This is a genomic window from Vibrio sp. Vb1018, from assembly GCF_033338775.1.
Taxonomy (GTDB): Bacteria; Pseudomonadota; Gammaproteobacteria; order Enterobacterales; family Vibrionaceae; genus Vibrio; species Vibrio alginolyticus.
On sequence record NZ_JAWOTI010000035.1, the window covers coordinates 17,558 to 30,751 of the forward strand.

9 protein-coding genes and 1 pseudogene are annotated in these 13,194 nt (G+C 45.9%); 1 reads left to right on the forward strand and 9 read right to left on the reverse strand.

Going from position 1 to position 13,194, the window contains the following annotated elements; all coding sequences use genetic code 11:
• Positions 1-87 precede the first annotated feature (87 nt).
• On the forward strand, positions 88-579 hold the full coding sequence (locus R7Z10_RS22805; RefSeq protein WP_005382515.1) for an Rsd/AlgQ family anti-sigma factor: 492 nt from the start codon (positions 88-90) through the stop codon (positions 577-579).
• 173 nt (positions 580-752) lie between these two features.
• On the opposite strand, the gene rpoC is transcribed toward R7Z10_RS22805, so the two are convergent.
• The 9 genes and pseudogenes from rpoC to tuf all read right to left on the reverse strand — a co-directional run.
• Entirely contained in the window at positions 753-4,955 is a 4,203-nt protein-coding gene (gene rpoC / locus R7Z10_RS22810; RefSeq protein WP_005382514.1) for a DNA-directed RNA polymerase subunit beta', read from the reverse strand.
• A 104-nt stretch (positions 4,956-5,059) separates the two neighbouring features.
• On the reverse strand, positions 5,060-9,088 hold the full coding sequence (gene rpoB, locus R7Z10_RS22815; RefSeq protein ID WP_005384685.1) for a DNA-directed RNA polymerase subunit beta: 4,029 nt from the start codon (positions 9,086-9,088) through the stop codon (positions 5,060-5,062).
• Between the two features lie 252 nt (positions 9,089-9,340).
• Positions 9,341-9,709 carry a 50S ribosomal protein L7/L12 gene (rplL, locus tag R7Z10_RS22820; RefSeq protein WP_005382540.1) on the reverse strand — a complete coding sequence of 123 codons (369 nt, stop codon included), beginning with the start codon at positions 9,707-9,709 and terminating at the stop codon, positions 9,341-9,343.
• Between the two features lie 57 nt (positions 9,710-9,766).
• Complete coding sequence (rplJ, locus tag R7Z10_RS22825; protein WP_005382538.1) at positions 9,767-10,261, reverse strand: 50S ribosomal protein L10; 495 nt, start codon at positions 10,259-10,261, stop codon at positions 9,767-9,769.
• 293 nt (positions 10,262-10,554) lie between these two features.
• The gene (gene rplA / locus R7Z10_RS22830) at positions 10,555-11,256 is read right to left on the reverse strand and encodes a 50S ribosomal protein L1 (protein WP_005384683.1); all 702 of its coding nucleotides are present in this window, start codon (positions 11,254-11,256) and stop codon (positions 10,555-10,557) included.
• Positions 11,257-11,260: 4 nt separating this feature from the next.
• A complete protein-coding gene (gene rplK / locus R7Z10_RS22835; RefSeq protein WP_005384682.1) occupies positions 11,261-11,689 on the reverse strand; it encodes a 50S ribosomal protein L11 in 429 nt (142 codons plus the stop codon).
• Positions 11,690-11,853: 164 nt separating this feature from the next.
• Positions 11,854-12,402: a transcription termination/antitermination protein NusG gene (gene nusG / locus R7Z10_RS22840; protein ID WP_005384681.1), complete on the reverse strand. Its 549-nt coding sequence runs from the start codon at positions 12,400-12,402 to the stop codon at positions 11,854-11,856.
• A 13-nt stretch (positions 12,403-12,415) separates the two neighbouring features.
• Positions 12,416-12,796: a preprotein translocase subunit SecE gene (secE, locus tag R7Z10_RS22845; RefSeq protein WP_005384680.1), complete on the reverse strand. Its 381-nt coding sequence runs from the start codon at positions 12,794-12,796 to the stop codon at positions 12,416-12,418.
• A gap of 266 nt (positions 12,797-13,062) precedes the next feature.
• Positions 13,063-13,194 (reverse strand): annotated as a pseudogene (tuf, locus tag R7Z10_RS22850) (elongation factor Tu); the annotation flags it as partial.

Genomic DNA, 13,194 nt, shown 5'->3' on the forward strand with positions numbered 1-13,194 from the left:
TCTAGTAAGGACAAGAGTTTGTAATAACTTTACTAACTTTGCTTTGCAAAGGATACGTTCGCCGATGGGCGATCAGATCATGAGGGCATGGTCATGCTAAGAAAATTCAAACAAACACAAGACCAGTGGGGTGGCTCAAGTGATGTCATTGATCACTGGTTAGAGACACGACAATCCCTGATTGTTGAATATTGTAAGCTTGCAGCGCTGCAACCTTGTTCGAAAACCAATGTTATTGAACTCCCATCTCCTTCCGAACTGCAGGATTTCTGTCAGCACCTCGTTGATTACATCTCCGAAGGCCACTTTAAAATTTATGACATGGTTATGGACCGTTGGAAAGCAACCGGCTTTGTCGTGACTAATGAGATCAATCAAACCTATGGTCAAATTGTTCTAACGACTGAACCATTATTGAACTTTAACGATAAGTACTCAGAAGTGACTGAAGATGATGAATTAAATGATTTCGATTCTGATATGTGTCTCATTGGGGAAATTCTTGAGACTCGCTTTGAAGTCGAGGACTATCTGATACAGCAAATCGCAGAAAGCCTGTCTATGCCACCTGGAGCTTAGTATTTGCAAACATTCAGAAATAGAGTGAGAGAAAAGACTGACGATCATCGTCGGTCTTTTTTGTTTCTAGCTTTATCGAAAATCCCACCGGAAGAACAAAGCAATATAAAAAACTAAAAAGGCACCCGAAGGTGCCTTTTTCTTAAGCTTTTAACGATTACTCGTTATATGACTTACTCTTCAGAAGAGAAACCAGCGTTTAGAAGTGCCGCTAGGTTATCCGTTGCTTGCTCAGCAGAAGGACCATCTTGCGCTTCAGAACGTTTAGCTTGACGCTCTTGGTGGTATGCGAAACCAGTACCAGCTGGGATCAGACGACCAACAATTACGTTCTCTTTCAGACCACGTAGGTCATCACGCTTACCAGAAACCGCAGCTTCCGTTAGTACGCGAGTTGTCTCCTGGAACGATGCCGCAGAGATGAACGACTCAGTCGCTAGAGATGCTTTAGTAATACCTAGTAGTTCACGTTCGAAACGTGCAGGCTCTTTGCCTTCAGCTTCTAGGTTACGGTTAGCAATCTTAACTTGTGAGTATTCAATCTGCTCACCAGGTAGGAACTCAGAGTCACCAGAGTGAGTAATAGTACACTTACGTAGCATCTGACGAACGATAGTTTCAATGTGCTTATCGTTAATCTTAACGCCTTGTAGACGGTAAACTTCCTGTACTTCGTTAGCAATGTACTGCGTTACCGCGTGTACGCCACGTAGACGTAGGATGTCATGTGGAGACTCTGGACCATCTGCGATCACATCACCACGTTCAACTTTTTCACCTTCGAATACGTTCAACTGACGATGCTTAGGAATCATCTCTTCGTAAGCTTCACCGCTTTCACGTGTGATCACTAGGCGACGTTTACCTTTCGTCTCTTTACCAAAGCTCACAGTACCTGTGTGCTCAGCAAGGATTGCAGGCTCTTTCGGCTTACGTGCTTCAAATAGGTCAGCAACTCGTGGAAGACCACCGGTGATATCTTTGTTACCGCCAGACTTCTGAGGAATACGTGCTAGTGTTGCACCAACACCTACTGCTGCGCCATCTTCGATGTTCACAATCGCTTTACCAGGTAGGAAGTAGTGAGCTGGCATATCAGTACCAGGGATCATTACATCGTTACCTTGCTCGTCAACAAGTTTGATAGCTGGACGCATATCTTTACCTGCTGAAGGGCGAGCTGCTGGGTCAGTTACTTCGCTTGAAGATAGACCAGTTAGGTCATCAGTTTGACGAGATACTGTTACGCCGTCGATCATATCTACGAACTGGATGCGACCTGCTACCTCAGTAATGATAGGTAGTGTGTGCGCTTCCCAGTTTGCAACTGTTTCGCCAGCTTGAACTGTATCACCATCGCCTTTGCTTAGTAGCGTACCGTAAGGCAGTTTGTGCTTCTCTTTAGTACGACCAAACTCATCAACGATAGTTAACTCTGTCGCACGAGAAGTGATAACGATCTTACCGTCATCAGCCAATACAGATTTAGCGTTGTGTAGCTTGATAGAACCGTTGTTCTTAACTTGAACACTGTTCTCTGCCGCTGCTGTCGATGCCGCACCACCGATGTGGAACGTACGCATCGTTAGCTGTGTACCTGGCTCACCGATAGACTGAGCAGCAATAACACCCACTGCTTCACCTTGGTTCACTAGGTGACCACGTGCTAGGTCACGACCGTAACATTGTGCACAACAACCGAAGTCAGAATCACACGTTACTACAGAGCGCACTTTCATGCTGTCTACTGAGTTCTCTTCCATGATTTGACACCACTTCTCATCGATCAGTGTGTTACGTGGAATAAGAACGTCTTCAGTGCCAGGTTTTAGTACGTCTTCAGCAACAACACGACCAAGAGCAAGCTCAGAAAGTGCAACTTTAACATCACCACCCTCGATGTGAGGCATCATGTCGACACCTTCGTGAGTGCCACAGTCATGTTCAGTTACAACAACGTCTTGAGCAACGTCTACTAGACGACGAGTTAGGTAACCCGAGTTCGCTGTTTTCAGTGCCGTATCCGCAAGACCCTTACGAGCACCGTGCGTTGAGATAAAGTACTGAAGTACGTTCAGACCTTCTTTAAAGTTCGCTGTGATCGGTGTTTCGATGATTGAACCATCTGGACGCGCCATCAGACCACGCATACCCGCAAGCTGACGAATCTGTGCTGCAGAACCACGAGCGCCCGAGTCCGCCATCATGTAGATGCTGTTGAATGACTCTTGCTGTTCCTCTTCACCGTCACGGTTAACTACCGTTTCAGATGAAAGGTTTTCCATCATTGCTTTCGCAACACGGTCGTTGGTCGATGCCCAGATATCGATAACTTTGTTGTAGCGTTCGCCCGCAGTAACAAGACCTGATTGGTACTGTTCCTGGATTTCACGTACTTCTTCTTCCGCTTCTGCGATTTCAGTGTACTTAGCTGCTGGTACAACCATATCGTCGATACCAACAGATACACCAGAAAGTGCCGCGTATGCGAAACCTGTGTACATGATTTGGTCAGCGAAGATTACTGTGTCTTTCAGACCTAGTTTACGGTACGCCTCGTTAAGTAGGTTAGAGATTTGCTTCTTACCTAGCTTTTGGTTAACGATGCTGTACGGTAGACCAGCTGGCACGATTTGCCATAGCATTGCACGACCAACAGTGGTGTCTACCATCTTGGTTTCTGTAGTGCTGTTGCCATCTTCGTCTACAACAGTTTCTGTAATACGTACTTTAACGCGTGCGTGAAGCTCAGCTTGTTTAGTGCGGTATGCTTTCTCAGCCTCTTCTGGGCCAGAAAGGTACATGCCTTCACCTTTCACGTTGATCTTTTCACGAGTCATGTAGTACAGACCCAATACAACGTCCTGAGAAGGTACGATGATCGGATCACCTGACGCTGGCGACAGAATGTTGTTTGTCGACATCATCAGAGTACGAGCTTCAAGTTGTGCCTCTAGAGTTAGAGGTACGTGAACCGCCATTTGGTCACCATCGAAGTCCGCGTTGTACGCCGCACAAACAAGTGGGTGTAGCTGAATCGCTTTACCTTCGATCAGTACTGGTTCGAACGCCTGAATACCTAGACGGTGAAGTGTCGGTGCACGGTTCAATAGTACTGGGTGTTCACGGATTACTTCGTCTAGGATATCCCAAACGACCGCTTCTTCACGCTCTACCATTTTCTTAGCAGCTTTGATTGTAGTCGCAAGACCACGAGTCTCTAGCTTGCTGTAGATGAATGGTTTGAATAGCTCAAGTGCCATCTTCTTAGGAAGACCACACTGGTGTAGACGAAGGTATGGACCTACTGTGATTACAGAACGGCCAGAGTAGTCTACACGTTTACCTAGAAGGTTCTGACGGAAACGACCTTGTTTACCCTTGATCATATCAGCAAGAGATTTCAGAGGACGCTTGTTAGAACCTGTGATCGCACGACCACGACGACCGTTATCTAGTAGCGCATCAACAGACTCTTGCAGCATACGTTTTTCGTTACGTACGATGATGTCCGGAGCAGCTAGCTCTAGAAGACGCTTCAAACGGTTGTTACGGTTGATCACACGACGGTATAGATCGTTAAGATCAGAAGTCGCAAAGCGACCGCCATCTAGAGGTACTAGAGGACGTAGATCTGGCGGAAGTACTGGAAGTACAGTTAGGATCATCCACTCAGGGTTGTTACCCGATGCGATGAACGCTTCTACCAGCTTAAGACGCTTAGTTACTTTCTTACGCTTAGTTTCAGAGTTTGTTGTCTCTAACTCTTCACGCATTTGTTCTGCTTCAGCGTGCATATCCATAGAACCTAGTAGGTCCTTGATAGCTTCCGCACCCATCTTAGCAGTGAACTCGTCGCCCCACTCTTCTAGACGATCTAGATACTCTTCTTCAGTAAGCATCTGACCTTTTTCTAGATCAGTCATACCAGGCTCTGTTACTACGTACATTTCGAAGTACAGAACGCGTTCGATATCACGTAGAGGGATATCCATTAGTAGACCGATACGAGACGGTAGCGATTTTAGGAACCAGATGTGAGCTACTGGTGAAGCCAGTTCAATGTGGCCCATACGGTCACGACGAACTTTAGTTTGTGTAACTTCTACACCACACTTCTCACAGATAACACCACGGTGCTTCAGGCGCTTGTACTTACCACAAAGACATTCGTAGTCTTTAACTGGACCAAAGATACGCGCACAGAACAGACCATCGCGTTCAGGTTTGAACGTACGATAGTTGATCGTTTCAGGTTTTTTAACTTCACCGAAAGACCATGAACGGATCATGTCTGGTGAAGATAGACCGATTTTGATTGCATCAAATTCTTCGGTCTTATGCTGTGCTTTTAGAAAGTTTAATAAGTCTTTCACAATCAGCTCCTGTAAGGAGTTAAAAGGAGCTCACTCGCTAAAGTGAGCACCTTCTTCCAAATAATCGCTTTGATTCTCTCGACTTTCATCAAGAGAGAAAAGGATTACTCTTCGTCTTCTAGCTCGATGTTGATACCTAGCGAGCGGATCTCTTTCAACAGTACGTTGAACGATTCTGGCATGCCAGGTTCCATGCTGTGGTTACCGTCTACGATGTTCTTGTACATCTTAGTACGGCCGTTAACGTCATCCGACTTAACCGTTAGCATTTCTTGTAGCGTGTAAGCAGCACCGTATGCTTCTAGTGCCCATACTTCCATCTCACCGAAACGCTGACCACCGAACTGAGCTTTACCACCTAGTGGCTGCTGAGTTACTAGGCTGTACGAACCAGTTGAACGAGCGTGCATCTTGTCATCAACAAGGTGGTTCAGTTTCAGCATGTACATGTAACCAACAGTTACAGGACGCTCAAACGCATCACCTGTGCGACCATCAAACAGTGTTAACTGACCTGATGTTGGTAGATCTGCTAGCTCAAGAAGTGCTTTGATTGACTCTTCTGGAGCGCCATCAAATACAGGAGTCGCGATTGGTAGACCGCCACGCAAGTTCTTGATCAGAGTACGTACTTCATCATCAGATAGAGAAGCAATGTCTACTTTCTGGCGAGTGTCGCCTAGATCGTAAACTTTTTGTAGGAACTCGCGGAATTTCGCTAGTTCTTGCTGCTCTTTAACCATCTGGTTGATCTTGTCACCGATACCTTTCGCTGCCAGACCTAAGTGTACTTCTAGGATCTGACCGATGTTCATACGCGAAGGTACACCCAGTGGGTTAAGTACGATGTCTACAGGCTGACCTTTCTCATCGTATGGCATGTCTTCAACAGGGTTGATCTTAGAGATTACACCCTTGTTACCGTGACGACCCGCCATCTTATCACCAGGCTGAATGCGACGTTTAACCGCTAGGTAAACCTTAACGATCTTCAGGACGCCAGGTGCTAAATCATCACCTTGAGTGATCTTACGACGCTTAGTTTCGAACTTCTTATCGAAGTCAGCTTTTAGCTCATCCCACTGCTCAGCAAGTTGCTCAAGCTGAGTTTGTAGTGCGTCATCTTCTAGCGTTAGTTCTAGCCACTTCTTACGATCAGTTGTGTCTAGTTTCGCTTCAGAGTAACCGCCTTCAATCAATACAGCTTTAACACGGTTTAGAAGGCCGCCCTCAAGAATCTGGAATTCTTCAGTTAGGTCTTTCTTCGCTTCTTTAAGCTGCATCTGTTCGATTTCAAGCGCACGCTTGTCTTTCTCTACGCCATCGCGAGTAAAGACTTGAACGTCGATGATCGTACCTGATACAGAGTTAGGTACACGTAGTGAAGTATCTTTAACGTCAGATGCTTTTTCACCGAAGATTGCACGTAGTAGCTTCTCTTCAGGCGTTAGCTGAGTTTCACCTTTAGGTGTAACTTTACCAACTAGGATGTCGCCACCCTTAACTTCAGCACCGATGTAAACGATACCTGACTCGTCTAGTTTAGACAGAGCAGACTCACCTACGTTTGGAATATCCGCTGTGATCTCTTCAGAACCAAGCTTAGTATCACGCGCCACACAAGTCAGTTCTTGGATGTGGATAGTCGTGAAACGGTCTTCTTGAACTACGCGCTCAGATACTAAGATCGAGTCTTCGAAGTTGTAACCGTTCCAAGGCATGAACGCGATACGCATGTTTTGACCAAGCGCTAGTTCACCAAGGTCTGTTGAAGGACCATCAGCAAGAACGTCACCGCGTGATACAGGCTCACCTGGCATCACACATGGGCGCTGGTTAATACATGTGTTCTGGTTAGAACGTGTGTATTTAGTCAGGTTGTAGATGTCGATACCAGCTTCACCTGGTACTAGCTCTTCTTCGTTAACTTTAACAACGATACGAGAAGCATCTACTGACTGGATTACACCACCACGTTTAGCAACTGCAGTTACACCTGAGTCAACGGCTACGTTACGTTCAATACCAGTACCAACAAGCGGTTTGTCAGCTTTCAGTGTTGGAACTGCCTGACGTTGCATGTTCGCACCCATCAATGCACGGTTCGCATCATCGTGTTCTAGGAACGGGATAAGCGATGCAGCGATAGATACAACCTGGTTTGTCGCAACGTCCATGTACTGAGCATGCTCACGAGGGTGTAGACCAGATTCACCTTTCTGACGAGCTGTGATCAGCTCATCTGCAAAAGTACCATCTTCGTTTAGCTTAGCGTTCGCCTGTGCGATAACGAATTGGCCTTCTTCGATTGCAGATAGGTAATCTACTTCGTCTGTTACTACGCCATCTACAACGCGACGGTATGGTGTCTCTAGGAAACCGTACTCGTTACAACGCGCAAACGCAGATAGAGAGTTGATCAGACCGATGTTTGGACCTTCAGGCGTTTCGATAGGACATAGACGACCGTAGTGAGTTACGTGTACGTCACGTACTTCGAAGCCAGCACGTTCACGAGTTAGACCGCCAGGACCCAATGCAGAAATACGACGCTTGTGCGTTACTTCTGATAGCGGGTTGTTTTGGTCCATGAACTGCGAAAGCTGTGAAGAGCCAAAGAATTCTTTAACTGCCGCAGAAATTGGCTTCGCGTTGATCAAGTCTTGAGGCATGATTGCGTCAAGATCGCCTAGGCTTAGACGCTCTTTAACTGCACGCTCAACACGTACTAGACCTACACGGAACTGGTTCTCAGCCATTTCGCCTACAGAACGGATACGACGGTTGCCTAGGTGGTCGATATCGTCCACTTCGCCCTTACCGTTACGGATCGCGATCAGCTTCTTCATCACTTCGATGATATCAGTTTCATCAAGTGTGCCTTGCTCTTGAGCATCTTCACGGCCGATAGAGCTGTTGAACTTCATACGACCAACAGTCGATAGATCGTAACGCTCTTCAGAGAAGAATAGGCTTTCGAATAGAGCTTCTGCAGCTTCTTTTGTTGGCGGCTCACCAGGACGCATCATGCGGTAGATTTCTACCAATGCAGAAATACGATCAACCGTGCTGTCGATACGTAATGTTTCTGACATGAATGGACCGTGGTCTAGATCGTTCGTAAATAGAACTTCTAGCGCTTTGTGGCCTGCCTGAGATAGGTTCGCTAATGCTTCCAGGCTGATTTCCTGGTTAGCGTTAACAATGATCTCGCCAGTTGCTTCATTGATGTAATCTTTAGATGCAACTTTACCAACGATGTACTCAACTGGTACTTCGATGTGATCAACGCCATCTTTTTCTAGTTGGCGGATATGACGAGCTGTTACGCGACGACCCTGCTCAACGTAAACTTTACCATTTGCTTCGATGTCGAATGACGCAGTTTCACCACGTAGACGATCAGGAACCAACTCCATCAATAGAGTTTGGTCTTTCACTTCGAAGTTCACTTTCTCGAAGAAGATATCTAGGATTTCTTCTGTCGACTTACCTAGTGCACGAAGGATGATCGATGCTGGTAGCTTACGACGGCGGTCGATACGAACGTACAAGTTATCCTTAGGATCAAACTCGAAATCAAGCCATGAACCACGGTAAGGAATAACACGTGCGTTGTATAAAACTTTACCTGAAGAGTGGGTCTTACCCTTATCGCTGTCGAAGAACACGCCTGGGCTTCGGTGCAGCTGGGATACGATAACCCTCTCGGTACCGTTGATTACGAAGGTACCATTGTCTGTCATGAGTGGAATTTCACCCATGTAGACTTCTTGTTCTTTAATGTCTTTTACAGTACCTGCTGGCGCGTCTTTATCAAAGATAACTAGGCGTAGTTTTACACGTAGTGGCTTTGAGTAAGTTACACCGCGGATTTGACATTCTTTAACGTCAAAAACTGGCTCACCAAGACGGTAGCTAACGTATTGCAGCTCAGAATTGCCGTTGTAGCTCTGAATCGGGAATACAGAACGGAAAGCGGCTTCAAGACCGTATTGACCTTCAGGATCCTGTTCGATAAATTTGTCGAACGAATCGAGCTGGATCGATAGCAGGTATGGAATGTCCAAAACTTGTGGACGAGTACCAAAGTCCTTACGGATGCGCTTTTTCTCGGTATAAGAGTAAACCATGGGGTTCCTCAGCTCGCTGATAAGTGACCCAAACTGTCCGCCCGCTCCTAGTTACTTAAGGGGGGTAAGGGACAGTGACTAATATAGCTGTTTACTGTAGTGACATTTCATTTCGTAAGAATGAAATGTTTTTTGCATGGATATCAGGCGCTTAAACAGCGGGAAAATTCGCCTATACCCTACAGCGCAAAAAGGCCGGTGGTTAAAAAACCACCAGCCAATTAGCCGTTAGGCTAAGAAACTATGCAATAATTACTTAACAGCAACAGTTGCACCAGCTTCTTCTAGCTGAGCTTTAAGAGCTTCAGCTTCTGCTTTCTCAACACCTTCTTTAAGAGGTGCTGGAGCGCCGTCTACTAGAGCTTTAGCTTCTTTAAGACCTAGGCCAGTTGCGCCACGTACTGCTTTGATTACAGCAACTTTGTTACCGCCAGCAGCTTCTAGGATTACGTCGAATTCAGTTTGCTCAGCAGCAGCTTCGCCTGCAGCAGCGCCGCCAGCTACAACAGCAGCAGCAGCAGAAACACCGAATTTCTCTTCCATTGCTTCGATTAGTTCAACAACTTGCATTACAGACATTTCTGCAACTGCGTCTAGGATTTGCTCGTTAGTAATAGACATAACAATTCTCTTTTAAGTCAACAATAAGTTTATTAAGCAACCAGTAAAAAGCAAGGCTTATGCCGCTGCTTCTTGTTTTTGATCGCGGATAGCTGCGATAGTACGCGCCAGCTTGCCAGCCGAAGCTTCTTTCATGCACATCATTAGGCGTGCAATTGCTTCGTCGTAAGTTGGTAGTGTTGCTAGTACTTCAGCGTCAGTTAAAGCGCCTTCAAATGCAGCAGCTTTGATCTCGAAATCTTTGTTCTCTTTAGCGAAGTCTTTGAAAAGACGCGCTGCAGCACCTGGGTGCTCATTAGAGAATGCGATTAGAGTAGGACCAGTGAAAGTATCAGTTAGACACTCGTACTCAGTACCTTCAACCGCACGACGAGCAAGAGTGTTACGAACAACTCTCATGTAAACGCCAGCTTCACGAGCTTGTTTACGTAGAGAAGTCATCGCGCCAACTTGAACGCCACGAGAATCAGCTACAACTGCAGAAAGTGCACCACTGGCAGCTTCGTTGACTTCAGCAACAATTGCTTTTTTGTCTTGAAGGTTTAAAGCCATCTTGGATTTACTCCTGGTTGTCGTTACACCACTCACTATCATCACGACAGTGAGAGCTATTGAGGTGCTTCCCCAGAAGAAAGTTAACTATATTACATAGAGCTTTCTGTCAGTTCGGGCACCATCTACGTAGGATAATTAAGTTTGCTTTTACACAAACACCTACGGTCTTGGACGGAGACTGGGTCTTAATTCATTTCGAACTAGGAGACAGTTCAAAGAACCAAAGTTCAGCCCCAACCACAAATATTAGGCGCAAAATTATACACTAATTTTGCGCCTAAGCAAATAAATTATGCTTGAGTGTTCAGGCTAGCCTGATCAACAGCAACACCAGCACCCATAGTAGTAGAGATGCTTACTTTCTTCAGGAAAGTACCTTTCGCTGAAGATGGCTTAGCTTTCTTCAGAGCAACTAGAAGTGCTTCTAGGTTCTCTTTGATCTGCTCAGCAGAGAAGTTTGCTTTACCGATAGTAGTGTGGATGATGCCGTTTTTGTCGTTACGGTAACGAACCTGACCAGCTTTAGCGTTTTTAACTGCTTCAGCAACGTTAGGAGTTACAGTACCAACTTTAGGGTTTGGCATAAGACCGCGAGGACCTAGGATAGTACCTAGTTGACCTACAACGCGCATTGCATCTGGAGAAGCAACAACTACGTCAAAGTTCATTTCGCCTTTCTTAACTTGCTCAGCAAGATCTTCCATACCTACGATGTCTGCGCCAGCTTCTTTAGCTGCTTCAGCGTTAGCACCTTGAGTGAACACTGCAACGCGGATTTCGCGGCCAGTACCGTGAGGTAGTACAGTTGCACCACGTACGTTCTGGTCAGATTTACGAGCATCAATGCCTAGGTTAACAGCAACGTCTACAGACTCAACGAATTTAGCAGTCGCTAGTTCTTGAAGAAGAGCAACAGCTTCGTTGATTTCGTATTCTTTAGTTACGTCAACTTTTTCGCGGATTACGCGCATGCGCTTAGTTAGTTTTGCCATCTTATTAACCCTCTACCACTAGGCCCATTGAACGAGCAGTACCAGCGATAGAACGCTTCATCGCTTCGATGTCAGCACCAGTCATATCAGCAGCTTTAGTTTCTGCGATTTCTTGGATTTGAGCGTCAGTTACAGTACCAACTTTTTCAGTGTTTGGACGACCTGAACCAGACTTAACGCCAGCAGCTTTCTTAAGAAGAACAGCAGCAGGTGGAGTCTTAGTTACGAACGTGAAAGAACGGTCGCTGTATACTGTGATAACTACTGGAGTTGGTAGACCTTTCTCAATAGATTCTGTTTTTGCGTTGAACGCTTTACAGAATTCCATGATGTTCACACCGTGTTGACCTAGTGCAGGACCTACTGGTGGACTAGGGTTAGCCATACCAGCAGCAACTTGTAGCTTGATGTAAGCTTCAACTTTCTTAGCCATGATAATTCCTAAGTTTGGGTACAAACGCTAATCGCGGATCAGCTCCCCGTTTGTGTAAGAAACTTTTTACTTCACTTGAAGTAAAAAGGCGCGAAATTATAGTCATAATCCGCGCCTTATACAACCCTAAAAAGGTGATTTTTTATACTCTTTAACGAAGAGTCTTAGTCCAGCTTTTCAACCTGACCAAATTCAAGCTCAACTGGTGTCGCACGACCAAAGATCGATACAGACACTTTCAGGCGGCTCTTCTCGTAATCCACTTCTTCAACCGTACCGTTGAAGTCAGCAAATGGACCTTCGTTAACACGTACCACTTCACCCGCTTCGTACATTGTACGCGGACGAGGCGCTTCACTCGCTTTCTCAAGACGATTAAGAATCGCGTCAGCCTCTTTATCCGTGATAGGTGCCGGACGGTCTGAGGTACCACCAATGAAGCCCATGACACGCGGCACACTGCGTACTAGGTGCCATGATTCATCGTTCATAATCATCTGAACAAGGACGTAACCTGGGAAGAACTTACGCTCAGATTTGCGACGCTGACCCGCGCGCATTTCCACTACTTCTTCAGTAGGAACCAGTACTTCACCGAATAGCTCTTCCATGCCGTGCATTTTGATATGCTCGCGCAGAGATTGAGCTACACGACCTTCAAATCCAGAGAAGGCTTGAACCACATACCAGCGTTTTTTTGGAGCTTCACTCATGAATAAAAACCCTCTATACCCCAGTTGCTAGAGCTACTAGACGAACCATAATTCCGTCAATACCCCATAGCACTAGAGCCATTACAATACTTACAGCTAAAACGATCAGTGTTGTTTGCATGGTTTCTTGGCGAGTAGGCCAAACAACTTTACGTACTTCCATACGAGATTCTTTTGCAAAACTGATCGCTGCTTTACCTTTAGTCGTTGTTGCTGCAACGCCTAAGGCAGCTGCAATAAGAACAACAACGCCTGCAGCACGAACCACTACAGACATTTCACCATACAGGTAATTACCCACAACAGCGGCAGCTGCCAATACGAAAGCGGCTACCCACTTAAACGTATCTGCTGCGTTTGAGCTATCAGGAGTTTCAGCATTATTTGCTTTCATAAAACCAACCTGTTACAAGTCTTAATATAGACGACAACAACCCCGCTGTTGCAGGGCAAACTCCATATCGCTGAAAAAATCAGCGTACTCTTCTTAAGATTAAGCCTCTTTGCTTAATCTTGCTCTGCGCCCAACCCACTTCTGAACAAGAAAACAGCAAAAATAATGTTGAGTGCAGAAAAAGGGCATCAAATGATGCCCTTTTTGCTACTGGTTCGTCAAATCTAATTCAAGATTTTCCGAAAGCATCGCTAATTCGCTATGAATTAGTCGAAGATCTTAGCAACAACACCAGCACCTACTGTACGGCCACCTTCACGAATCGCGAAACGTAGACCTTCGTCCATTGCGATTGGTGCGATTAGCTCTACAGTCATCTGTACGTTGTCGCCTGGCAT

Excerpts from the sequence above, each read along its gene's own strand:
- R7Z10_RS22805 (WP_005382515.1), top strand. The coding sequence starts at position 88 with ATGGTCATGCTAAGAAAATTCAAACAAACACAAGACCAGTGGGGTGGC.
- rpoB (WP_005384685.1), bottom strand. The coding sequence starts at position 9,088 with ATGGTTTACTCTTATACCGAGAAAAAGCGCATCCGTAAGGACTTTGGT.
- rplL (WP_005382540.1), bottom strand. The coding sequence starts at position 9,709 with ATGTCTATTACTAACGAGCAAATCCTAGACGCAGTTGCAGAAATGTCT.
- rplJ (WP_005382538.1), bottom strand. The coding sequence starts at position 10,261 with ATGGCTTTAAACCTTCAAGACAAAAAAGCAATTGTTGCTGAAGTCAAC.
- rplA (WP_005384683.1), bottom strand. The coding sequence starts at position 11,256 with ATGGCAAAACTAACTAAGCGCATGCGCGTAATCCGCGAAAAAGTTGAC.
- rplK (WP_005384682.1), bottom strand. The coding sequence starts at position 11,689 with ATGGCTAAGAAAGTTGAAGCTTACATCAAGCTACAAGTTGCTGCTGGT.
- nusG (WP_005384681.1), bottom strand. The coding sequence starts at position 12,402 with ATGAGTGAAGCTCCAAAAAAACGCTGGTATGTGGTTCAAGCCTTCTCT.
- secE (WP_005384680.1), bottom strand. The coding sequence starts at position 12,796 with ATGAAAGCAAATAATGCTGAAACTCCTGATAGCTCAAACGCAGCAGAT.